At 73.3% G+C, this 22,938-nt stretch carries 21 protein-coding genes; 4 read left to right on the plus strand and 17 right to left on the minus strand.

Annotation, left to right across the window (positions count from 1 at the left end; translation table 11 throughout):
* Nucleotides 1-9 precede the first annotated feature (9 nt).
* Both I8N68_RS02830 and I8N68_RS02835 read left to right on the plus strand, forming a co-directional pair.
* Nucleotides 10-1,452 (plus strand): LVIVD repeat-containing protein, encoded by a 1,443-nt coding sequence (locus I8N68_RS02830; RefSeq protein ID WP_200207222.1) that lies wholly within the window; start codon nucleotides 10-12, stop codon nucleotides 1,450-1,452.
* A gap of 287 nt (nucleotides 1,453-1,739) precedes the next feature.
* Nucleotides 1,740-3,185 carry an LVIVD repeat-containing protein gene (locus I8N68_RS02835; RefSeq protein WP_234038666.1) on the plus strand — a complete coding sequence of 482 codons (1,446 nt, stop codon included), beginning with the start codon at nucleotides 1,740-1,742 and terminating at the stop codon, nucleotides 3,183-3,185.
* Nucleotides 3,186-3,243: 58 nt separating this feature from the next.
* On the opposite strand, the gene I8N68_RS02840 is transcribed toward I8N68_RS02835, so the two are convergent.
* The 8 genes from I8N68_RS02840 to I8N68_RS02875 all read right to left on the minus strand — a co-directional run bounded on the left by I8N68_RS02840 (nucleotide 3,244) and on the right by I8N68_RS02875 (nucleotide 11,286).
* Nucleotides 3,244-4,260 (minus strand): carcinine hydrolase/isopenicillin-N N-acyltransferase family protein, encoded by a 1,017-nt coding sequence (locus I8N68_RS02840; protein ID WP_200207225.1) that lies wholly within the window; start codon nucleotides 4,258-4,260, stop codon nucleotides 3,244-3,246.
* 74 nt (nucleotides 4,261-4,334) lie between these two features.
* Nucleotides 4,335-5,267 carry a PfkB family carbohydrate kinase gene (locus I8N68_RS02845; protein WP_200207227.1) on the minus strand — a complete coding sequence of 311 codons (933 nt, stop codon included), beginning with the start codon at nucleotides 5,265-5,267 and terminating at the stop codon, nucleotides 4,335-4,337.
* Between the two features lie 52 nt (nucleotides 5,268-5,319).
* The gene (locus I8N68_RS02850) at nucleotides 5,320-5,805 is read right to left on the minus strand and encodes a DUF1203 domain-containing protein (protein WP_200207229.1); all 486 of its coding nucleotides are present in this window, start codon (nucleotides 5,803-5,805) and stop codon (nucleotides 5,320-5,322) included.
* Nucleotides 5,806-5,895: 90 nt separating this feature from the next.
* Complete coding sequence (locus I8N68_RS02855; RefSeq protein WP_200207236.1) at nucleotides 5,896-7,509, minus strand: asparagine synthetase B family protein; 1,614 nt, start codon at nucleotides 7,507-7,509, stop codon at nucleotides 5,896-5,898.
* Nucleotides 7,510-7,517: 8 nt separating this feature from the next.
* On the minus strand, nucleotides 7,518-8,486 hold the full coding sequence (locus I8N68_RS02860) for a hypothetical protein (RefSeq protein ID WP_200207238.1): 969 nt from the start codon (nucleotides 8,484-8,486) through the stop codon (nucleotides 7,518-7,520).
* A gap of 110 nt (nucleotides 8,487-8,596) precedes the next feature.
* Nucleotides 8,597-9,403 (minus strand): isocitrate lyase/PEP mutase family protein, encoded by an 807-nt coding sequence (locus I8N68_RS02865; protein WP_200207240.1) that lies wholly within the window; start codon nucleotides 9,401-9,403, stop codon nucleotides 8,597-8,599.
* Nucleotides 9,400-10,470 carry a cytochrome P450 gene (locus I8N68_RS02870; protein ID WP_200207241.1) on the minus strand — a complete coding sequence of 357 codons (1,071 nt, stop codon included), beginning with the start codon at nucleotides 10,468-10,470 and terminating at the stop codon, nucleotides 9,400-9,402. Before I8N68_RS02870 ends, I8N68_RS02865 begins: the two co-directional genes overlap by 4 nt.
* 69 nt (nucleotides 10,471-10,539) lie before the next feature.
* Nucleotides 10,540-11,286: an ArsR/SmtB family transcription factor gene (locus I8N68_RS02875; RefSeq protein WP_200207242.1), complete on the minus strand. Its 747-nt coding sequence runs from the start codon at nucleotides 11,284-11,286 to the stop codon at nucleotides 10,540-10,542.
* 131 nt (nucleotides 11,287-11,417) lie between these two features.
* Here I8N68_RS02875 and I8N68_RS02880 point away from each other — a divergent pair, with 131 nt between their 5' ends.
* On the plus strand, nucleotides 11,418-13,652 hold the full coding sequence (locus I8N68_RS02880; RefSeq protein WP_200207246.1) for a family 43 glycosylhydrolase: 2,235 nt from the start codon (nucleotides 11,418-11,420) through the stop codon (nucleotides 13,650-13,652).
* A gap of 63 nt (nucleotides 13,653-13,715) precedes the next feature.
* Here I8N68_RS02880 and I8N68_RS02885 read toward each other — a convergent pair whose 3' ends face one another.
* From I8N68_RS02885 to I8N68_RS02900, 4 genes are all read right to left on the minus strand, one after another.
* Nucleotides 13,716-14,231, minus strand: coding sequence for a 2'-5' RNA ligase family protein (locus I8N68_RS02885; protein WP_200207247.1), 516 nt, complete (start codon nucleotides 14,229-14,231; stop codon nucleotides 13,716-13,718).
* 82 nt (nucleotides 14,232-14,313) lie between these two features.
* Entirely contained in the window at nucleotides 14,314-14,478 is a 165-nt protein-coding gene (locus tag I8N68_RS02890; RefSeq protein WP_200207248.1) for a hypothetical protein, read from the minus strand.
* Nucleotides 14,475-14,696, minus strand: coding sequence for a helix-turn-helix domain-containing protein (locus I8N68_RS02895; protein WP_200207249.1), 222 nt, complete (start codon nucleotides 14,694-14,696; stop codon nucleotides 14,475-14,477). The genes I8N68_RS02890 and I8N68_RS02895 overlap by 4 nt, the downstream gene beginning before the upstream one ends.
* Nucleotides 14,696-15,067: a DUF2975 domain-containing protein gene (locus tag I8N68_RS02900; RefSeq protein WP_234038667.1), complete on the minus strand. Its 372-nt coding sequence runs from the start codon at nucleotides 15,065-15,067 to the stop codon at nucleotides 14,696-14,698. The genes I8N68_RS02895 and I8N68_RS02900 overlap by 1 nt, the downstream gene beginning before the upstream one ends.
* Nucleotides 15,068-15,377: 310 nt before the next feature.
* Between I8N68_RS02900 and I8N68_RS02905 the strand changes: the two genes are divergently transcribed.
* Complete coding sequence (locus I8N68_RS02905) at nucleotides 15,378-17,171, plus strand: DEAD/DEAH box helicase (RefSeq protein WP_200207250.1); 1,794 nt, start codon at nucleotides 15,378-15,380, stop codon at nucleotides 17,169-17,171.
* 69 nt (nucleotides 17,172-17,240) lie between these two features.
* Here the strand turns inward: I8N68_RS02905 and lon are convergent, their stop codons facing one another.
* From lon to I8N68_RS02930, 5 genes are all read right to left on the minus strand, one after another.
* Nucleotides 17,241-19,577: an endopeptidase La gene (gene lon, locus I8N68_RS02910; protein ID WP_200207251.1), complete on the minus strand. Its 2,337-nt coding sequence runs from the start codon at nucleotides 19,575-19,577 to the stop codon at nucleotides 17,241-17,243.
* A gap of 38 nt (nucleotides 19,578-19,615) precedes the next feature.
* Nucleotides 19,616-19,882, minus strand: coding sequence for a hypothetical protein (locus I8N68_RS02915; protein ID WP_200207253.1), 267 nt, complete (start codon nucleotides 19,880-19,882; stop codon nucleotides 19,616-19,618).
* Between the two features lie 23 nt (nucleotides 19,883-19,905).
* Nucleotides 19,906-21,111 (minus strand): putative manganese transporter, encoded by a 1,206-nt coding sequence (locus I8N68_RS02920; RefSeq protein WP_200207254.1) that lies wholly within the window; start codon nucleotides 21,109-21,111, stop codon nucleotides 19,906-19,908.
* A 74-nt stretch (nucleotides 21,112-21,185) separates the two neighbouring features.
* Nucleotides 21,186-22,052: a manganese catalase gene (locus I8N68_RS02925; protein WP_200207255.1), complete on the minus strand. Its 867-nt coding sequence runs from the start codon at nucleotides 22,050-22,052 to the stop codon at nucleotides 21,186-21,188.
* A gap of 85 nt (nucleotides 22,053-22,137) precedes the next feature.
* Nucleotides 22,138-22,878 (minus strand): sensor histidine kinase, encoded by a 741-nt coding sequence (locus I8N68_RS02930; RefSeq protein ID WP_200207256.1) that lies wholly within the window; start codon nucleotides 22,876-22,878, stop codon nucleotides 22,138-22,140.
* Between the last annotated feature and the right edge of the window lie 60 nt (nucleotides 22,879-22,938).

Raw genomic sequence — 22,938 nt, forward strand, 5'->3', positions numbered from 1 at the left:
GGCTTGCCGATGATCAGATTTTCCACGCCCCTAACACGGCGGCTCCACGTCGTGAGCTTGGCCGCGGTCGGTCTCCTCATCACCAGTGTCGCGACCGCCGCACCGAGCAACGCCGCAGTGGCACCGCAGTCGGCGTCCGGCGCCACTGCGGACGCCGCGAACGCCCTCCCCGGCGTCGACGAGATCGTCAGCAGTCCCAACCTTCGGCAGATCGCCAACCTGCCGAAGCAGGCTCCGCTGAACGCCACCAACAGCGACATCGCCTTCCAGGGCAACTACGCCTTCGTCGGCAACTACAACGGCTTTGTGATCTACGACATCGCCCGTCCCAGCGCGCCGGTCATCGTGTCGCAGGTGCTCTGCCCCGGATCGCAGAACGACATCTCGGTCTACGGCAACCTGCTCTTCCTCTCCACCGACTCCTCGCGCAGCAACGACTCCTGCAACAGCGTCGGGCAGTCCGCGACCATCAAGGAGTCCTGGGAGGGCATCAAGGTCTTCGACATCAGCGACAAGACCAGTCCGCGCTACGTCAAGGCGGTCGAGACCGACTGCGGCTCGCACACTCACACCCTCGTCCCGGCCAAGGACGGCACCTCGGTGTACCTGTACGTGTCGTCGTACTTCCCGTCGGACGATTATCCCGACTGCCAGCCGCCGCACGACTCGATCTCCATCGTCAAGGTGCCACTGGGCACCCCGACCGATGCGGCGGTGGTGGCCACACCGAACCTCTTCCCCGATGGCGGGTACAAGGGTTCCAACACCTCGGCGACCAGCGGCTGCCACGACATCACCGCCTACCCGGCGAGGGACCTGGCGGCGGGCGCCTGCATGGGCGACGGCATTCTGATGGACATCTCCGACCGCGAGGCGCCCCGGGTGATCGACCGGGTGCGGGACACGAGGAACTTCGCGTTCTGGCACTCGGCGACCTTCAACAACAGCGGCACCAAGGTGGTCTTCACCGACGAACTGGGCGGTGGCGGCGCGGCGACCTGCAACAAGAAGGTCGGGCCGAACAAGGGCGCGGACGCCATCTACGATGTCACCGGCAGCGGTGACGCCCGGACCCTGGTTTTCCGCAGCTACTACAAGATCCCTCGGGAGAACGCCGACACCGAGAACTGCGTCGCCCACAACGGCTCGCTGATTCCCGTGCCCGGCCGCGACATCATGGTCCAGTCCTGGTACCAGGGCGGCGTCTCGGTCTGGGACTTCACCGACTCGGCCAACCCGAAGGAAATTGGCTACTGGGAGCGGGGTCCACTCTCGGCCACCCAGCTGACCTTCGGCGGCACCTGGTCGGCGTACTACTACAACGGACACATCTATTCCAGCGACCAGAAGGGTCTGGACGTGCTGGAGATCGACGAGCAGTCGATCCCGGGCGCGCAGGCGAGGCACTTCACCCAGCTCAACGTGCAGACTCAGGTCGAGTACCGGGACTGACCGGAGGGCACACCCGGGCCCGGCCCCCTTCAGGGGTCGGGCCCGTTCGTGTGCTGACTCAGTTCATCGAAAGCCGGCACCCTGAGATTTCACCGTGACAGACCCCCACTGTGACGGCGATCAGCGTCCGTCCATACCGGCCGGTAATATGCCACGCTCTCCCGGTCGAGGTGACAGCGATCCTGTCCATACCAAAAGGACGGTTGATGTGACCCAGGTCACATTGATAATGGTGATCCGTCGGTAAGGTGTGAGCCATCGTCATCCCCTTTCGGAGGGCCTCGCCGATGATCAGATTCCGTACCCCACCCGCCCGTCGACTCCGGATCGTCAGCCTGGCCGCCGCCGGCCTCCTCGTCGCCGGCATGGCCACCGCACCAAGCGCTCAGGCGACACCACGCCTCGGCGCGGAACCCGCCACGGTGGACACCGCCGGCCTCGGTGTCGACCAGATCTCCAGCAGCCCGAACATCCGGCAGATCGCCAACCTGCCGAAGCAGGCGCCGTTCGACACCGAGGGCGCCTTCGGCACCGACATGGCCTTCCAAGGGCCGTTCGCGTTTGTCGGCAACTACAACGGGTTCACCATCTACAACATCGCGTACCCGTCGAAGCCGAAGATCATGTCGCAGGTGCTCTGCCCGGGCTCCCAGAACGACGTCTCCGTCTACGGCGACCTGCTCTTCCTCTCCACGGACTCACCGCGCAACGGTGACTCCTGCGACAGCCAGGGCGTACCGTCCAGCGAGACGATCTGGGAGGGCATCAAGGTCTTCGACATCAGCGACAAGACGGCCCCCCGTTACATCAAGTCGGTCAAGACCGCCTGCGGCTCGCACACCCACACCCTGGTGCCGGCCAAGGACGGGACGTCGGTCTACCTCTACGTCTCGTCGTACGGTCCCCGGGACACCTACGTGGGCTGCCCGCCACCGCACGACTCGATCTCGATCGTGAAGGTGCCGCTCGCGACGCCGACCGACGCGGCCGTCGTGGCCACGCCCGTCCTCTTCCCGGACGGCGGCTACCCGGGTCGCCCGGGCGGCTCGGCGACCACCGGCTGCCACGACATCACCGCCTACCCGGAGAAGGACCTGGCCGCCGGCGCCTGCATGGGCGACGGCATCCTGATGGACATCTCCGACCGGGAGGCGCCCCGGGTGATCAACCAGGTCCGGGACACGGTCAACTTCGCCTTCTGGCACTCAGCCACGTTCAACAACACCGGCACCAAGGTCATCTTCACCGACGAGCTGGGCGGCGGCGGCGCGGCGACCTGCAACACGACCGTCGGGCCGAACCGCGGCGCGGACGCCATCTACGACATCACCGGCAGCGGCGACGCCCGGGCGATGGAGTTCCGCAGCTACTACAAGATCCCCCGGGACAACTCCAGCACCGAGAACTGCGTGGCCCACAACGGCTCGCTGATCCCGGTGCCCGGGCGGGACATCATGGTCCAGGCCTGGTACCAGGGCGGCATCTCGGTCTGGGACTTCACCGACTCGGCCAATCCAAAGGAGATCGGCTACTGGGAGCGGGGACCGCTCTCCGACACCCGGCTGATCCTCGGTGGTGCCTGGTCGTCGTACTACTACAACGGCAACATCTTCTCCAGCGACATCCAGAAGGGTCTGGACGTGCTGGAGATTGACCAGGCGTCCATTCCGGGAGCGGAGACGAAGCACTTCACCCGGCTCAACGTGCAGACCCAGCCCGACTACCGGGACTGACGTCTCGGCCACATCCGGGCCCGGTCCCCCGCACTCGGGGGGCCGGGCCCGAATCCGGTCAGCTCATCGGCAGCTGGTAGCGCCGCTCGCCGGCACCGGTCGCGGTCGCCAGCCGCACCTCCCCGGTACGCAGTCCGTACGTCACCGACCAGCGGGTGTGCGGCTGCCGTACCGCGTCGAGGATGCGCAGCGCGGCCGGCGCGTCGACCACGCCGCCGGCCCGGTCCAGCGCCGCGGCGATCATCCCGTACCGCCGGTCGCCGCGCAGCGTCCGGTCGGGCACCCCGATGACGGGCACGCTGGTCAGCGCCCGCCAGGTGCCGCTCTCCCGCGCGATCCGCATGGTGCCATCGACGAACTCGACCACGGCCGACGCGCCGCCGGCGTCGGCGAGCAGGTAGTGCAGCGGCGGCCCGCCGGCGAAGTCGAGGTTGTGCCGGGCGAACACGGCAATCGCCTCGTCCACGGTGGCGGCGGTGTCCAGGACCAGCCGGAGGATGCGGACCGAGCCGACCATCGGCCGGCCCGGCACCGGGCGCGCCGTCGCCGCGTCGTCGGCGGCCAGGCCCACGGCGAGGCCACGTTCGTTCATCCCGTCGAAGGGCAGCAGCGGCGCGTTGAGCAACCGGCGGTCGCCGGTCGGATCGCCGCCCACGCCCAGGTAGGCGATGTCCACCAGGGAGATCGAGGCGTAGCCGTCCGGCGGGTCGGTGCGCAGCACCAGGGCCGGGTTCGGTTCCCAGTCGAAGTTCCGGGCGAACAGCGGCCGGCTCCGGTCGCCCGACGCGACGAAGAGCGAACAGCCGAAGGGGCTCGCCGGGGCCGTGGCGGAAGTGCCGACCGTGGGGTCGTAGTCGCCGACGTAGGTCATCTCGTACAGCGGCAGGTCGTCGACCTTGCGCAGGCTGGCCAGGGTCCGCTCGACCTGGCCGGCGTCCTGCCGGGACGCGCTCGGCACCCCGGCCGGCGACGCCGCGGACCCTGGGGAAGCCGGAGACGTCGGGGAGGGCGGGCCGGCGCACGCCGTGACGCTGAGCAGCAGGGCGGCACCGCTGACGAGCACTCTCCCGCGCATGACATAGACGCTAGGTAGGGCCGTGACGGATGTCCATAGCGCGGCGGCACCGGCCGCCACGGCACCGTCCGCCGTCAGTCCGACGGGATTCGGACCAGCTGCTCCTCGATCGCCTCGGCGGTGAGGGCCGGCCGGCCGCCGGGATGGCCGACGGTGGCGCCGGCCGCCGCGACGGCGTACCGGGCCGTCCGCTCGGGCGGGTCGCCGCGGAGCAGGCCGACGGTGAGCGCGGCGACGAACGCGTCGCCCGCCCCGGTGCTGTCCACCGTGGGCGTCTCGCTGAGCGGCACGAATACCTCTCCGTCCGGCCACACGAAGGCATTTCCCTCCCCGGCCACCTCCACGGCGACCAGCGACGGCCCGCGCCCGCGCAGCTCCCGGCCGGCCCGCAGGCCGGCGTCGGCGTCCTTCGGCGGGTCGCCGACGAGCAGCCCCGCCTCCTGCGCGTCGGCGCGCAGCACGTCGGCGAGCGCGAACAGCTCCGCGGCGCCGTCCAGGTCGTCCGGCGCGCCGTCCAACACCACCAGCCGGTCGGCGGCGCGGCCGCACCGGGCCGCCGCCAGCGCCGCCGGCAGCGGCTGTTGCAGCTGTACGAGGACCGCCCGGGCCGCCCGCACGACCTCCTCGGCGCCGGCCACGTCCGCCTCGGTCAGCAGCATCTCCTCGCCGATGTCCTGCAGGTACCGCCAGCGCCCACCGGCATCGACCACGTCGACGATGAGCGCACTCGGCGCGCCCTCGCGGCGGACCACCGGGGCGACGTCGATCCCGTCGCTGCGCGCCCGACCGAGCAGCCGGTCCCCGACCTCGTCCTGCCCGACCACGCCCAGCAGGCCGACCCGGGCGCCGAGCTGGGCGAGGCCGACGGCCTGGTTGGCGCCCTTGCCACCGAGCAGTTCCCGGCGGCACCGCACCGACGCCGCCCGGGAGGCGTCGGGAACCTCGTCCACCAGCAGCACGAGGTCCCGCGCCACCTGCCCGACCACGATCGCGTCCAGTCCCGCCATGCGGGGCTGATACCCGGGCCGCCGCCGGTCACGCCAGCCTCGCCCGGACGGCTCAGCCCTCGGCCCGCTCGACGGTGAACATGTAGCAGCCGTACACCACGTTGCGACTGTGCAGCGCGACCACCGCCGGGTCGGCGAGGAGCGCGGCGATGACCTCCTCCGGGTCGCTGCCGTCGTGCTGTCGGCCGCCGTGGATGCGGCCCCGCCGGTCGTACGCCCGCAGCACCTGCGGACGACCCCGCCACGCGGCCGGATAGCCGCCGGCGGGGTCCGGCCCCGGGCAGTCCGCGTCGTGGGCGAAGATCGGCCCCACCTCCCGGTACGGCCCGGCCGCCGCCGGCGGCGGCGCGTACCCGAAGAGCAGCAGCGGCTCGCCCGGCGTCGCGTCGCGCAGGCAGCAGCGCAGCGGCTCCCCGCCCTCGGCGGTGAGCCGCTCCACCGGCTGCCCGGCGGCGTCGCGGCCGGTGGCCCGGACGCCGGCCAGCGCTCCGGCCGGCAGGGGGCGGACGAGGAAGGTGGTGCGGGTGGCGGTCGTCATGATCCCAGCCTGGCGCGGTCCGGCCCGGGATGCTGGCGGCGATCGGACCTCGCATCGGCCGTCGTGGCGGGGCCGGACGGGGTCCAGGGTTCAGCCGGGCAGCGGCGCCTCGTCACCGCCGCGGGTGCGGCGCGGGCCGACGAGCCGGCGAACCATCGGGGCGGCGTTCCACTTCGCCGCGCCGACCAGGTCCCGGGCGTGTTCCAGCACGGTGTAGTCGGGGCGGGCCAGCCCGTCGGCGATCGCGGCGTCCAGGTCGTTGCCGCAGCGGGTGAGCACGGTGTCGAAGTCCCGGCGGACCGGTTCCAGCAGGTGGTAGCCGAACGCGCGGTGCAGCCGGGCGAAGAACGGCTTGTAGAGCCGGGCCCGCTCGTGCAGCCCCGACGAGTACGACATCAGGCTCTTCGGCCGCCGCCGGACGTAGTCGGGCAGGACGTCGGCGAAGGCCCGCCGGACGATCCACTTCTCCTGCCCGTCGCGCAGCTTCAGCCCCAGCGGCAGCCGCATCGCCAGCTCCACCACGCTCAGGTCGAGGAAGGGCACCCGGGCCTCCACCCCGTGGTCCATGCTGGTCCGGTCGACCCGCTGCAACTCGGTGCGGCAGAGGTTACGGATCCGGTGCAGGAAGAGCCGGCGGGACCGCTCGGGGCCGGCCCGGTGGTACATCGGGTAGCCGCCGAACAGCTCGTCCGAGCCGTCCCCGGTGAGCACCACCTTGATGCCCAGCTGGCGCAGCCGGCGGAAGATCGGCACCGAGACCACGGCGTTGATGATGTCGCCGTACTCGGTCAGCTCGGAGATCCGGATCGCCTCCCGCACGTCGGCCAGCCGGATGTCGCGCGGGCGCAGCTCGACCACCTCGTGCGGCACGCCGAGGTCGGCGGCGAGCCGCCGGGCGTACGCCACGTCGGGGCTGTCCGGGACGCCGACGGTGACCGCCACGCAGTCCGGGTGCATCCGGTGGGCGTGCAGCAGCGCCAGCGAGCTGTCCAGCCCGCCGGAGAGGACCACGCCGACGGTCAGGTCGGTGTCCACCCGCATCCGGATGCTGTCGGTGAGCGCGGCACGGACGAGCAGGGCGGCCTCGTCCGGATCGTCGATCATCGGCAGTCCCGCGCCGAGGGTGAGCAGGTCGACGTGCGGGCGCAGCGCCACCCGGCCGTCGGGCTCGGCCCAGCCGTGGTGCCCGGGGGGCACCTCGCTGATCGGCGCGCCGTGCCCGACCAGCGCCTTGACCTCGGAGGCCAGGTGCAGGCAGCCCGGGCCGCGGGACCAGTAGAGCGGCTTCACCCCGAGCGGGTCCCGGGCCAGGTAGGCGCGGCCGGTGGCCCGTTCCACCACGGTGAAGGCGAACTCGCCGCGCAGCCGGCGTACCGCGTCCTCGCCCCACCGCAGAAAGGCGGCGAGCACCACCTCGGTGTCGCTCCCGCCCCGGAAGGCGTACCCCAGCCGCGTCAGCTCCACGCGCAGCTCAGGATGGTTGAAGACCTCGCCGTTGTAGCAGAGCAGGTACCGCTCGTCGGGCGAGACCCAGGGCTGCGCGGCCCGGTCCCGGTCGACGATCCGCAACCGGCGGACCCCGGCCAGCAGGCCCCGTTCCTGCCGGGTCTCGGTGACCTCGCCGCGCGGGGCGAGCACGGCGAGCATCCGGCGGAAGGTGGCCGGGTCGGCCTCCGGCCCGATGCTCAACGCGATACCGCACATCGGCGGTCTCAGGCACCCATCTCGGCCTCGTAGGCCCGCCGCAGCCGGCCCCGGGCGGTGGGCGCGAGGCAGAGGTGCCAGGCCTGCCCCTCGTCGACCACGTTGATCTCACCGGCGTCCTGCCGGGCCAGCAGCAGCCCGGCCAGGGTGTCCCGGACGCCGAAGCGCCGGAACCAGGCCAGCTCCACGTCCGCGGCGTAGCCGAGGCAGTGCCCGCTGGGCACCATCGCGGCGTACCCGAGGCGGCGCAGCCGGTACTGGTGCTCAGCGCTGCGGGCCAGGCTGGTCACCCAGAGCGGCGGGGTGCCGGGTGGGGTGGCCCGGGCGAACTCCCGGGCGATGTCGTTGAGCAGCGCGACGATCTCGCGGCGGGCCCGGCGGAACATCAGGCCCGCGGTGCGCGGGGTGGTGCCCGGCCGGAGCCGGCGGCGCACCGCGCGCAGGCTCCGGCCGAGGACGGTCGCCGGCTGCTCGTGGTACCGGAAGCTGAGCAGCCCGCGGCGGCGCAGCCACTCCAGGTCGACGAGATCGACGCTGCTGTTGACCTGCGCGTCGGTAAGGAAGGTCGGCGCGTCGCGCCACCACATCACGTCGATCCGGGAGAGCAGGTAGATCCGGACCAGCGCGGTGAGGTCGGCCGCCGAGCTGCGGGCGTTCGGCTGGTAGCGGGCCATCTCCAGCAGCAACGTCTCCCGCGCCCCGACGAACCCCTGTGGGGTGGCGTCCAGCACCACGGCGATCGCCGGCTCGCGCAGCCGCTGGTCGAGCAGCACCTGCCGGGCGGTGGCCGAGGGGGCGTCGGCCAGGGCACCCACCTCGACGAGCAGCTCCGCCACCGCGGCCCGGTACGCGGCCAGATCCGGCTCGTCGGGCGCCGGCCGGCCGGCCGGTGCGGTCGGGGGCAGACGGCGGACGGGGGCGGTCGACGCGACGGCGGCCCCGGGTTGCTGGCCTGGGCTTCGGCTGGGCACTCGCATGGTCGGGCCCTCTCTCCGGACAGGACACGGTGTGGCTGAACCTGAAACACACCGTAACCACCACGACCGCCGGATCCCCGAACAATCCTCCTATCTCCCCCGAACGACGCCTATCCGGTGTGGTCCGTCCCGAACCGCCCGGCCAGCCCCTGCACCCACCCGTACGACGGGACCCCGCCGGTCTCTCCGTCCCGCCCGGCCCGGACCGCGTCGGCGAGGTCGAGCGCCGCGCCGAGGGCCGCCCGGAACAGCAACGAGCCGGTGCTCACCCGGGCGACCCCGAGCCGGCCCAGCTCGGCCGGGCCTGGCCCGGCGGGCCGGTGCAGCACGTTCAGCGGCAGGCCGACCTCGGCCGCGAGCAGCCCGACGGTGTCGTCCGGGGCTGCGGGCACGAAGATCCCGTCGGCGCCCGCCTCCCGGTACGCCCGGACCCGGTGCAGGGCCTGCTCCAGCGGCTCGGGCACACCGCACCACCAGGCGTCGGTACGGGCGTTGAGGAAGAGCCCGGGGGTTGCCGCCCGTACCGCCTCGATCTTGGCGGCCATCAGCTCGACCGGCGCCAGGGTGTCGTCGGGGCGGCCGTCCTCCAGGTTGATCCCGACCACGCCGAGCGCGGCCAGCTCGGCGACGTACCCGGCCACCGCCGCCGGGTCGTCGCTGAAGCCGCCCTCGACGTCGACCGTGAGCAGCGCCGGCAGCCCACGCAGCCGGCGGGCCAGCTCCAGGTTCTCGGTCCGGGTGGCCGCCGCCGCGTCCGGCTTTCCGCCGGCCGCGGCGACCCCGAGGCTGGTGGTGCCGATCGCCGGGTGACCGCGGGCGGCGAGCGCCGCGGCGGAGGCCGCGTCCCACGCGTTGGGCAGCAGCAGCGGACGGCCCGGCCGGTGCAGGACGCGGAAGGCGGCGTACCGGTCGCTCATCCGAAGATCACCTCAAGCCTGGCGGGGACGCGCAGCGTCGGGTGCGGCTCGTGCCGGAGTTCGGTGCCGGTGCGGACGCAGCGGCCGCGCAGCGCGTCGACCACCCCGATGGCCAGCGCCAGGGCGTGCCGCTCCCCCGGACAGCCCCGGGGCCCGGCGCCGAAGGTCAACGCGCGGCCGGGCCGGCCCGGGACGAACCGGTCCGGCTCGGCGAAGACCGCCGGATCGCGGTTGGCCGCGTCGAAGCGGAGCAGCAGCGGGCTGCCCGCCGCGAGCTTCCGCCCATCGAGCCGCAGCGCGGCGGCGGCGACCCGGCGGGTGGCGCGGACCGGCGGGTCGAGCCGGAGCACCTCGGCGAGCAGCCCGGCCGTCGGCACCGACCGGACGTGATCGGCGGCGTCGCCGGCCGGCAGCGGCGGATCCAGCCGGCTCGCCGTGACCTCGGGTCCGGGGAGGACATGCCGGGCAGCGGCCCCGATCAGACCAGCCGTGGCATCGCACGCCTGCACCAGCAGTCCGAGCCGGTTCGCGGTGACCTCCGGCGGCGCCGGCCGGGACAGTTCCAGCAGAGTGCCGACCGCTCGGTCGGCGCGCGCCACCGCCGCCGGGGTCGCGCCCGGATGGTAGGCGGCGGCCACCGCCACCACCGCCGGCACGGCCGCCGTCGGGTCGGCCAGGCCGAGCCGGTCGGCCAGCACCACCACGGGTACGCGCCGCGCCAGCCGCGCCATCACGTCGAGTCTCCCGCCGGCCCGGTCGATCTCGTTCCCCGCCAGCCGGGCGGCGGCGGTCCGCAGCTCGTCCGGGTCGAGCCCGGCCAGCGCGGCCACGCCGACCGCCCGCCTGGCCGGGTGGCGCCGCGGGTCGCTGAACCGGCTCACCGTGCTTCGCAGCCAGGCCAGGGTGCCCGGTGGCCCGTCGGGGGCGGTCGGTACGACGCAGTCGGGGTGGGTCAGCACGGCCGTCACGTCGGCGTGCCGGGTGACCGACCAGGCGCCGTCGGCGTCGCGGACGGGCGGCCCGCAGCCGGGCGCGCCGGGGAGAACATCAATCGTCGACCAGCTCATGACCCGACGCTAGGCCCGCAACCCTTCGGCCCCCACCGAACCGTCCCCACCCAACCTTGGTGGGGTGGGTCAGGCGCGGCGGGGGGCGGTGTCGCGGGGTGGGGCGGGGGCGAGGTCGGTGGGGTCGAGATGGAGGGCGGCGGCGAGGGCCGGGACGCCGGCCGGGGTGAGGCGGATCGCCCGGCCGGTGCCGCGTACGGTCCAGCCGAGGTCGAGGAAGCGGTGGCAGAGTGCCGCGCCGAGGGCACCGGCCAGGTGTGGCCGCCGCTCCGTCCAGTCCAGACAGTCGCGCACCAGCGGTCGCCGGGCGGCCCGGAGCGGCTCGACCGGTACGCCGAGCCCGGTCAGCCAGTCCAGACCGGCGGGGGTGAGGGCGAGGCCGCCCGACCGGTCCAGCACGCCGCGGGCCAGCAGTGCGTCGTACAGCCGCACGCCGAGCCGCCCGGCCAGGTGGTCGTAGCAGGTCCGGGCGTACGCCAGGGCGGCGCCGGCCGACGCGGCGCGCAGGGTGCGGGGCGGAGCCGCCGGGGCCGGGGCGTGGCCCGCCAGGTCCTCGATGAGCTGGGCCACCGACGGGCCGGCCAGGCGGACGTACCGGTGCCGGCCCTGCCGCTCCTCGACCAGCAGCCCGCCGCGGACCAACCGGGTGAGGTGGTCGCTCGCGGTGGACGGGGCGACGCCGGCGGCGCGGGCCAACTCCCCGGCCGTCCAGGCCCGCCCGTCGAGCAGGGTCAGGCAGAAACTGGCCCGGGTCCGGTCGGCGAGCAGCGCGGCGAGGCCGGCGACCGAACCGCCGTCGGTGCTGGTCGGGGTCATGCAGCCATGCTGGCACGAGGACGGTTCGGTGCCCACCGAACGGTCCCGGCGCTCTTTACATCGTTGTATCCAACGTTGTAGAAACGGTGCACCGCAGTGACCTCTGTCGACACCGACCCGAGGCAGGTCTGATGGGACATCTCCACCGTGGTGGCGTGCTCGCCGCCGTACTCGGTCTGGTCCTGGCGACGGCGTCCTCGCCGGCCGCCGCCGGTTCCGGCCCCGACCGCTACCGCAACCCGATCTCCGCCGGCTTCGCCGACACCTTCGCCGACCCCGTCATCGTCCGCGGCGACGACGGCCTCTGGTACGCCTACGGCACCTCCGACCCGCTCCGCGAGGGCGAGAAGCAGGCCCACCGGGTGCCCACCGCCCGCTCGGCCGACCTGGTCCACTGGACGTACGTCGGCGACGCCTTCGCCCCCGACCAGCGCCCGTCCTGGGCCGCCCCCGGCGCCGCGTTCTGGGCCCCCGACGTGCGCCGCGTCGGCGACCAGTGGGTCATGTACGTGACGGTGACCGACACCGACGTCTCCACCGACACCTTCGACACCGCCATCGGGGCCGCCACCGCGCCCAGCCCGACCGGCCCGTGGACCTTCGTCGACCAGCCGGTGGTCGCCCCGCGCCCCGGCGGGGGCGGCGGCTACCTGTGGACCATCGACCCGAGCCAGTTCACCGACGTCGACGGCCGCAACTACCTCTACTTCGGCAGCTACTACGGCGGCATCTCGGTCACCGAGCTCACCGCCGACGGGCTGCGCGCGGTGGGCACGCCGAGCCTGGTCGCCATCGACAACAAGTTCGAGGGCAGCTACGTGCTGCGCCACGACGGCTGGTACTACCTCTTCGCGTCCACCGCGAACTGCTGTGCCGGCCCGGCCACCGGGTACTCGGTGCACGTCGGACGGTCGCGCAGCCCGCGCGGGCCGTTCGTCGACCGGGACGGCGTGCGGCTGGACGTCTCCCGGGCCGGCGGCACCCCGGTGCTGACCCAGAACGGCAACCGCTGGATCGGCACCGGCCACAACGGCTTCCTCACCGACCTGTCCGGCCAGGACTGGATCGTCTACCACGCGATCGACCGCGCCGACCCGTACCTGGACGAGCCGTTCGGGATCAACGAGCGGCCGATGCTGCTGGACCGGCTGGACTGGGTCGACGGCTGGCCGACGGTGAACGCCGGCGCGGGCCCGTCGGAAGCGCCGCGGCCCGCGCCGGTCACCACCGCCCGGCTCGACGAACGCTTCGACTCCGGACTCTCCGGGTGGCGCATCACCGCCGGCCGTTGGGAGGTCACCGACGGCAGGGTCAGCGGCACCGGCACGCTCGCCAGCCGTACGGTGATCGACGCCGACGTCCGGGCGGAGGCCGACCTTCGGTTGACCGGCGGCAGTTCCGCCGGATTCGCGCTGGGCGGACGGGATCGTGAGCGCGTCACCATCCTGGTGGACGCCGAGCGCGGCCAGCTCGTGGTCCGCGCTCCCGGCGGGCTCGCCGCAAGCGCACCGCTGCCGGCTGACTTCGCCGCAGGTGAGGTGCACAACCTGGCCGTCGAGGTACGCGGTGACCAGCTCGTCGCGGAACTGAGCCCTGCCCGTCTCGGCGACCAGCTGGCCGTCGTCACGGCCCGGCTGGGGTGGTCCCTCGACGGCGAATTCACGCTCGTCGCCCGTGACGGCCGAGCGGAGTTCGACAACGTGAGCGCGGCCGAGCTGTACCAGCCGGTAGACCGGACCGTGCCGGAACCGACCTCCGGCCCCCTCCTGTCCGACTACTCCGACGAGTTCGATGACGGGCTCGACGCGGACTGGCAGTGGGTCCGCGAGAACCCGGCGGCGACGGTGCGCGACGGTGCGCTGCGTTGGCCGGTGGAGTTGGCCGACCTGGTCGGTACCGGCAACACCGCCGGCGTGCTGCTGCGCGACGCGCCGACCGGCGACTACGTGGCGGAGACGAAGGTGACCCTCGACCTCGGCGAGGCGACGGTCCGCAACTATCAGCAGGCCGGGATGGTCGCGTACGTGGACGACAACCGCTTCGCCCGGCTGTCCCAGGTGGCGATCTGGAACACCCGCCAGGTCGAGTACGGCTACGAGCTGCCCTTCGCCGGCCAGCCGGTGTACGGCGGCAACATCGTCGGCACCCCGGCGACCACCACCTGGCTGCGGCTGGCCCACCACGTCGACCCGGCCACCGGGGAGCACGAGTTCCGGGCCGGCTCCAGCCGGGACGGCCAGCACTGGACCTGGGGTGGGGTCTGGACCTTCCCGGCCGACACCACGCCCCGGATCGGCCTGGTCGCGCACGGCGGCGCCGAGCCGCCGGTCACCGCGGAGTTCGACTACCTGCGGTTCCACCGCTGACCCGGTGGGGGCCGTCCGCCGACACGCGGACGGCCCCTACCGGCGGGTCGGGCGGCGCGGGGCTCAGGCCGGGACCAGCGGGCTGACCGTGCGGGCCTCGCCGTCGTAGCTGCGCGCCGCCACGAACTGCCCGCCCGGCCGGTCCGGGCCGGCCAGCGCCCGGGCCAGCCGCCGGTCGGCGTCGCGGAACCGCAGCGCGAGGCTCAGGTGCGGGATCCACCGCCCCGGCAGGTGCCACGGGCGTTGCCCGGGGGCGCCGGCCAGCACGTCCCAGACCGTGGCGTGCAGGGCGACCAGTTCCGGTACGGGCCGGACCAGCCAGACCAGCGGCGCGCTGCCGTCGAGCACCTCCACCCGGTCGAGGAGGGCGGGCACGGGCAGTGCGGCGGCGCAGACATCGGCGAGGCGTTCCTCGACCCCGGGCGGGAACTCGTCGACCGCGGCGAGGGTGAGGTGCGGCCGGTTGGTGGGGTGGATGTTGCGGGCCAGGCTGGGCAGCCCGGCGGCGGCCAGCCGCGCCCAGGCCGCCCGGACCGCCTCCTCCAGCGGCGCGGAACACACCAGTTCGACCGTACGCACCCCGTCACGCTAGTCGTCGGCCGTTATGGCCGCCGGCCCGCGGCGACGACCTCAGCGCCAGCCGGCCGCGCGGGCGGTACCGCTACCGGCGGCGTCTGGCGATCCGCACGCCGAACGCGACCGCGCCGACGACGAGCACGACGCCCAGTAACTGGAGGCCCGGCGAGTCATCGGCCTCCCCGTACACGATGCCGGCGACGCCGATCGCGATGGCGAGGATGGTGAGGATGGCGAGGAGGTACTTCATGTGGTCTCGGTTCCTTCCTCGACCCACTCGAGCAGGTCACCGGGCTGGCAGTCGAGCACCCGGCACATGGCTTCCAGGGTGCTGAAGCGCACGGCCTTGGCCCGACCGTTCTTCAGCACCGCCACGTTCGCCGGCGTGAGCCCGACCCGCTCGGCGAACTCGCCCACACTCATCTTGCGTTTGGCCAGCTCGACGTCGATACGCACGACGATGGGCATCAGATCACCGCTTCCATGTCGGTCCGCAGCGCGGTGGCCTGCCGCAGCAGCGCCCGCATCACCACCATCAGGAGCCCCAGCACGGTGACACCGATCGTCATCAGGAACAGCAGGAGCGGTAGTCCGGGGTCATCCGCGTTGAACCCGACGTAGAGAAACACGCCCACGAGCACCACCCACGCGGCAGCGATGGCCCACACGATCGCATCCACCCACGCCAGGGAGGCCGCGCTGAAGATGCGGTCGTTCTTGACCAGGGTGAGCAACTTCCAGGTGGACACGATCACCACCTGCACACAGAGCACCCAGAACACCGACACGGCAGTCGCCGGCCACCTCAGGTATGCGAAGTCCGGGGACTCCTCAGCCATGTACCTGAACTGTCCGGGCAAGGGAGAGGGTCTGGAAAACCACCAGGACCCCGAACAGCAACACAAGGAAGACTCTGAGAGCGGCTACCGCCCGATATTGGGTGACCATGCATCGAGTTTCGCTCATAACCTATCGAATGTCAATAGGCCGGCCATCCCTCAGGGGCACCCCGCCGCTGCCGGACACCCCTGCGGATCGGCACGTCCGGATCGAGGGCACCGGCGCCGCGGAGGGGGGCGGGACGTCTCCGGCTCGACGGTTGTGCCGGTCGCCGCGACGGGTCGGCGGGGGGAATGAAAGGCTTGTCGCATGAGTTCCGCACCAACACCGACCGACCCCACCCACGCCGTCGACGCCGACGAGGCGAGCGCCTTCGCTGATCTCGGCCTGCGCGCCGAGCTGCTGGGCGCGCTCTCCGCCCTCGGCTACGAGGAGCCGACCCCGATCCAGCGGGAGGCGATCCCGCCGCTGCTGGCCGGCCGGGACCTGCTGGGGCAGGCGGCGACCGGTACGGGCAAGACCGCCGCGTTCGCCCTCCCGCTGTTACAGCGAATGCCGGACGACCGCAGGGGCGGGGACCCGGTGTCGCTGGTGCTGGTGCCCACCCGGGAGCTGGCGGTGCAGGTCTCCGAGGCGTTCCACCGCTACGGCAAGGACCTGGGCGCCCGGGTCCTGCCGATCTACGGCGGCCAGCCGATCGGTCGGCAGCTGCGCGCGCTGGACATGGGCGTGGACGTGGTGGTGGCCACCCCAGGCCGGGCGCTGGACCACATCGCCCGGGGCACCCTGCGGCTGGGCGCGCTGGCCACCGTGGTGCTCGACGAGGCGGACGAGATGCTCGACATGGGCTTCGCCGAGGACATCGAGGCGATCCTGGAGCACGCCCCGGCGCAGCGGCAGACGGTGCTCTTCTCGGCCACCCTGCCGGCGCGCATCGACGGGCTGGCCCGTAAGCACCTGACCGACCCGCAGCGCATCCAGATCGAGCGTGAGCGGACGGTGGCCGGGGAGGCGCCCCGGGTGCGGCAGAGCGGGTACATCGTGGCCCGGGGGCACAAGCCGGCAGCGCTGGGTCGGGTGCTGGACGTGGAGTCCCCGACCGCGGCGATCGTCTTCTGCCGCAGCCGCGAGGAGGTGGACCGGCTCACCGAGACGATGAACGGCCGGGGTTACCGGGCCGAGGCGCTGCACGGCGGGATGAGCCAGGAGCAGCGGGACCGGGTGATGGGCCGGCTCCGCTCGGGCACCGCCGACCTGCTGGTGGCCACCGACGTAGCGGCCCGCGGGCTGGACATCGAGCAGCTCACCCACGTGGTCAACTACGACGTCCCGTCCGCGCCGGAGTCGTACGTGCACCGGATCGGCCGGGTGGGTCGGGCCGGCCGGGAGGGCGTGGCGATCACCCTGGCCGAGCCCCGCGAGCATCGGATGCTGAAGACCATCGAGCGGGTGACCGGCCAGCGGATCACCATCGACAAGATCCCCACGGTGGCCGACCTGCGGACCCGGCGGCTGGAGCTGACCCAGGCCGCGCTGCGGGAGAGCCTGCTGGAGGACGACCTCGATTCGTTCCGGGTGATCGTCGAGTCGCTGTCGGACGAGTTCGACATGGTGGAGGTCGCCCTCGCCGCGGTGAAGCTGGCCCACGAGGCGGCCGGGCCCACCACCGAGGACGAGGAGGAGATTCCGCAGGTCGCGGTCCGGGCTCCGCGGGAGGGCCGGCCGGAGGCCGCGGGTCGGGGCGACCGGCGCGGCGGCGCCAGGCCGCGCACTGGCGACACCACCCAGGTCTTCATCGGGCTGGGCCGGCGCGCCGGGGTCCGGCCGCAGGACCTGGTGGGGGCGATCACCGGAGAGACCGGCCTCAACGGCCGGGACATCGGCTCGATCGAGATCGCCGACCGGTTCTCCCTGGTCGAGGTGCCGGTCGGGGTCGCCGACGAGGTGATCACCGGGCTGCGGGGCAGCACCATCAAGGGCCGCAAGGCCACCGTACGGCGGGACCGGGACGGCGAGGGCGGCGGCGAGCGCCGCTTCGAGGGGGCCGACCGGCAGGAGCGGCGTGGCCGGGACTTCGGCGGGGACCGGCGCGACCGCCGCTGAGGCACGCACGCCGAGGCCCCCGGTCGGTCGACCGGGGGCCTCGGTGCGTCCCGCCGGGGCGGGTGGCGGTCAGGCCGCGCTGAGCGTCTGGCCGCCGAGGGTGTTGGCGTCCACGTCGGCCGGGCGCAGCGCCAGGGCGAGCACGTCGGCGACGTCGGCGAGGGTGTGGATGGTCAGCGCCTCGCGGACCTCGGCGGGCAGGTCGTCCAGGTCCGGCTCGTTGCGCTTCGGGATGATCACCTCGGTCAGGCCGGCCCGGTGGGCGGCGAGCAGCTTCTGCTTCACCCCGCCGATGGGCAGTACCCGGCCGGAGAGGGTCACCTCACCGGTCATCCCGAACTCGGGGCGGACCGGCCGGCCCGTCACCAGGGAGGCCAGCGCGGTCACCATGGTGATGCCGGCGCTGGGCCCGTCCTTGGGCACCGCGCCCGCCGGGACGTGCAGGTGGATCCGCCGCCCGGCGAGGGCGTTCGGGTCCAGCCCGTACCGCCGCCCGTTGGAGCGCAGGTACGACCAGGCGATGTGCGCGGACTCCTTCATCACGTCGCCGAGCTGGCCGGTGAGGGTCAGCCCCGGCTCGCCCTCCATGCTGGTGGCCTCGATGAAGAGCACGTCGCCGCCGGCGCCGGTGACCGCCAGGCCGGTGGCCACGCCGGGCACCGCGGTGCGCTCGGCCGACTCCGGGGTGAACTTCGGCCGGCCCAGGTAGCGGGCCAGGTTGCCGGTGTCCACCCGGACCGGGCTCGGGTCGGTGGCCAGCTCGACGGCGACCTTGCGCAGGATCTTCGCCAGTCCGCGTTCGAGCTGCCGCACGCCGGCCTCCCGGGTGTACTCCCCCGCGATCCGCGCGAGGGCCTCGTCGGCGACGGTGACCTCGGCGGCGGTCAGCCCGGCCCGCTCCCGCTGCCGGGGCAGCAGGTGGTCGCGGGCGATGGCCACCTTCTCGTCCTCGGTGTAGCCGTCCAGGGTGACCAGCTCCATCCGGTCCAGCAGCGGGCCGGGGATGGTCTCCACCACGTTGGCGGTGGCCAGGAAGAGCACGTCGGACAGGTCGAGGTCGACCTCCAGGTAGTGATCCCGGAAGGTGTGGTTCTGCGCCGGGTCCAGCACCTCGAGCAGGGCGGCTGCCGGATCGCCGGCGTAGCCGACGGCCAGCTTGTCCACCTCGTCGAGGAGCACGACCGGGTTCATCGAGCCGGCCTCGCGCAGCGCGCGGACGATCCGGCCCGGCAGCGCACCGACGTAGGTGCGCCGGTGGCCGCGGATCTCCGCCTCGTCGCGGACGCCGCCGAGGGAGACCCGGACGAAGTTGCGTCCCAGCGCCCGGGCGACGGACTCACCGAGGCTGGTCTTGCCGACACCGGGCGGGCCGGCGAGGCCGAGCACCGCTCCGGAGCCGCGCCCGCCGACGAGGCCGAGGTTGCGCTCGGCCCGGCGGTTGCGCACCGCGAGGTACTCCAGGATGCGGTCCTTCACGTCGGCCAGGCCGGCGTGGTCGGCGTCCAGCACCGCGCGGGCCGCGGCCAGGTCGGTGTTGTCCTCGGTACGCGTGTTCCACGGCATTTCGAGGACGGTGTCGAGCCAGGTACGGATCCAGCCGGCCTCCGGGGAAGCGTCGCTGGCCCGCTCCAGCTTGCCGACCTCGCGCATGGCCGCCTCGCGGACCTTCTCCGGCAGGTCGGCGGACTCCACCCGGCTGCGGTAGTCGGCGGAGCCGTCGGGCTCGTCCTCACCGAGTTCCTTGCGGATGGCGGCGAGCTGCTGGCGCAGCAGGAACTCCCGCTGGGACTTCTCCAGCCCCTCGCGGACGTCGCTGTTGATCTGCTCGGTGACCTCCTGCTCGGCGAGGTGGTCCTTCACCCAGCCGACGAGGAGCTCCAGCCGGGCGGTGACGTCCGGCGCGGCGAGCAGTTCGGTCTTCTGCGCCAGGCTGAGCCAGGGCGCGTAGCCGGCTGCGTCGGCCAGCTCGGAGAGGTCGGTCATCCGCTCCATGGCGTCGATGACCTGCCACGCGCCGCGCTGTTGGAGGACCGAGGTCATCAGCGCGCGGTACTCGCGGGCGAGTTCCCGGGCCTTGCCGGCCGGGGCGGGTTCGTCGAGTTCGGTCGCCTCGACCCACAGGGCGGCGCCGGGTCCGGGCACGCCGGAGCCGATCCGGGCCCGGGACAGGCCGCGGACCACGGCGGCGGGTTCGCCGTCGGGCAGTCGACCCACCTTCTCGATCATGGCGACCGTGCCGACGGAGCCGTACTCGCCGTCGATGCGGGGCACGGCGAGGAGCTTCTTGTCCCCGGAGGCGCGGGCCGCGTCGACCGCGGCCTGGGTGGTCGGGTCGAGGGTCACCGGGATGACCATGCCCGGCAGCAGGACGGCGTCGGTCAGGGGAAGTACCGGAAGAGTTGCCATCGAACACCTGCTATCGCGTTGAGTTGAGCGTGTCAGGCTCAAGTAACAAAGCGTTCCCCTTGTTCCTGACTGTGACCCAGACCACCCCGCCCGGGCATGGGCCGGCGCGGCAGGAACAGCTCCCGCACCGCCCTTGCGCCGCCGGCCAGGGCGACCACGAGCGGGATGGCGAGACTGGTCGCCCAGAGCGCCGTGACCGCCGGCGCGGGCAGGCCGCCCACGGTGGCCACGACGGCCAGCGCCACGAAGACCAGCAGCTTCGTCCGGATCCGCCCCAGCGGGACGGGTAGCACGGGAGCGGACATGTCGCCTCCAGGAGGTACGCGGATCAGCCGAGCAACAGCAGGACGGCGGTGCCGACGACCGCCGCCGGGATGGTCGTGATCACGGTGGCCAGGGCGGCTGAACGCCGGCGCAGGGCGGCCAGCGGGATGAGCGCGTCGCCGTCCTGGCTGACCGCGTTGGCCAACAGCGTGGGCAGCGGCAGGCCGCCGCTGATGAACAGGCCGGTGAAGACGATCTGTACGGCGCAGCCGGGGATCAGTCCGATCCCGGCGCCGACCAGCACCCCGAGCAGTCCGGTCAGGGCGAGCTGCGAGCCGTCGAAGCCGGTGGTGGTGGTGAGGACCTGCCATCCGACGTACGCCACGGCGACCCAGACGGTGACGAACGAGGCCTCGTGGGCGCTGTGTCGCAGCGTTTCCCGGAGCGACCCCGGCAGCGCGGTTTCCAGGTTGTCGTCGGCGAGCCGGCACCCGCCGGCGGCAAAGATGACCACCGCGGCCAACGTGCCCAGCACCCCGAGCGCCAGGTACGGGTCGACCCCGCCGAAGGTGTCGGTGAGCGCCACCGGGTCGACCAGCTGGAAGACGACCGGCACCGAGACGGCGAAGGCCGGCGTGGTGAGCCCCCAGAACGCCGTGGCCGGGTCACGTCGGCGGAGCCCGCCGAGCAGCCGGAGCGGGGCCGGGACAGGGCGCCGCGCGGTGGTGGTCGGCGGGTGGACGGCCACGTCCACCCCGCCGCGCCCGGCGCCGACACCACCGGCGACGGCCGCCGCAGCCGGGATCGGGGCGGGCCGACCAGCCGTGCCGGCGGCCCGGATACCACCTCGGTCCCCCCGGGAGGCCACGCCGGATCGGGCCGGGTCGATGCCGACGGCATCCACCACGTAGCCGGTGACCAGACCGACCGCGAAGAGCAGCAGATGCAGCTTCAGCGCGAAGCCGGGGTTCCAGGCGAGCACCACCCAGGACGAGTCACCCATGGTGGCGGTCAGCGCGGCGACGACCGTACCGAAGGAGACCTTCTTCCAGGCGTAGAGCGGCATCAGGATGATCGCGCCGCCGCAACCGGGACTGACCCCGAGCAGCGCGCCCACCAGCGGCCCGAGGCGGGGCCGGTTGGTCAGGCCGTCGGTCACCCGGTCGCCGTACCGCCAGCGCAGCCAGCCGAAGAGCGCGACGAGGACCGCCACGTAGACGCCGACCTGCATGAACGCGTCCGCGAGCGGGCGCAGTACGAGTTCCGTCATGCGAACACCTCCTGGAGACGGGCCGGGACGCCGCCGGGCCGCCCGCATGCCGCGGGCGACCCGGCGCGGTGGCGTCAGGTGACAGCGCTCTTGACCTTGCTGGCCAGCTTCCCGGGGCCGGACGGATTGGTGCCGTAGAGCCGGGGGTCACCGGGCGGCAGGACCGGTTCCGGCGCGTGCGCGCGCGGGCTGTGGTCGTAGCGGAACTCGCCCTTCCCGTCCGGGGTGGGTCCGGACGCCCAGGCGCCCTCGGCCGCGTCGTTGCCCGGGGAGAAGTCCAGGTAGGTCCGGCCGAAGTCCTCGAACTCCTTGGAGTCCGGGAAGGCTTCGGGCACCGGCATCCCCTCCAGGCCGTCCTCCTTGAGCTGCTCGATCGCCGCCAGCCACATCCGCTGGTGCATCGTGTCCCGGGCGAGCAGGAAGCGGAGCATCTGCTTGACGCCCGGGTCGTCGGTCATGTTGAACAGGCGGGAGACCTGGAGCCGCCCCTGCGCCTCGGCCGTCACGTTGAGCTGGAAGTCGGCCATCAGATTCCCGCTGGCGGTGATGAAGCTGGCGTTCCACGGCACCCCGGCACTGTCCACCGGAAGCGCCCCGCCCCCGCCGTGGATGAAGTGCGCCGGGTTGGACCCGCCGTAGATCGCCCCGACCATCGGGCTGTCCTCGGCGGCCTCCGACAGGGCGAGCGGCGCGTTCTCCAGCAGCCGCGTGATCATCGTGGAGATCATCTCGACGTGGCCCATCTCCTCGGTGCCCACGTCGAGCAGCAGGTCCTTGTACTTCCCGGGCAGTCGGCAGTTCCAGCCCTGGAACAGGTACTGGTTGGCGACGGTCATCTCGCCCCACTTGCCGCCCAGGATCTCCTGGAGCCGGCGGGCGAAGGCGGCGTCCGGGCCGTCCGGCTTGGCCTCGAACTGCAGGTCCTTCATATGGGTGAACATCGGTCCTCCTCGGTACCGCTGGTGTGGTACCGAGGACAGTTCCCGCCGTGCTGGCCCACCTGGGCCAACCACCGGCCCCCGGGGGTCAGCCGGTGGGACCGGGCAGCCGCACCTCCACGGCGACCCCGCGGGGCCGCAGCGCGAGGGCCCGCACCGTCCCCCCGTCGGCCGCCACCAGTTCCCGCACGATCCAGAGCCCGATGCCGTGCATCCCGACCGCGGGAGCCGGCCGACGCAACGCCTCCCGCAGCGCGGGGCTGATCCGGCCCTGGTCCGTGACCAGCAGACTCAGCCCGGTACGCCGCACCGCCGCACGGACACCGATCTCCCCCGCCCGCGGACCGTGGCGGAGCGCGTTGCTCACCAGGTTGGTCAGCACCTGCCGGGTCCGCCGTTCGCAGACCGGCCAGGCGGCGGCCCGGCGGGTCACGCTGACCCGCAGCCGGTCCGGCGGCACCAGGAGCATCGCCGAGGGCAGCACGGCGGAGAGCGGTACCGGCGCCTCATCCGCTCTGGTCAGGGCCAGCGCGCCGGTGTCCGCCACCATGGCGCGCAGCAGGAGGTCCAGGTGGACGGCCTGGTCCCGGGCGAGCTGGCTGATCGCCCTGCGGTCGTCACCGGTCAGCGGCCGGCGGTCGTCCGCCAGTGCGCGGGTCAACGCCGTGAGCGTGCTGACCGGGGCCCGGAACTCGTGGCACAGCACCCGCAGCATCAGCCCGGACTCGGTCCCGGCCACCGGTCGGGACGGCTCGCAGGGGACCTCGGCCTGCGCCAGCGCCCGGCGCAGCCCCCGCAGCAGCGTCCGGAACCCGTGTCGTCGTCGCATCAGCCCGGCTCCCCTCGTGCGGCGGCCAGCGGCATGATCGGTACCCGCTCGGGAAGGGAA

Origin of the sequence: Micromonospora coerulea (assembly GCF_016598485.1) — a bacterium.
GTDB classification, from domain to species: Bacteria; Actinomycetota; Actinomycetes; order Mycobacteriales; family Micromonosporaceae; genus Micromonospora; species Micromonospora coerulea.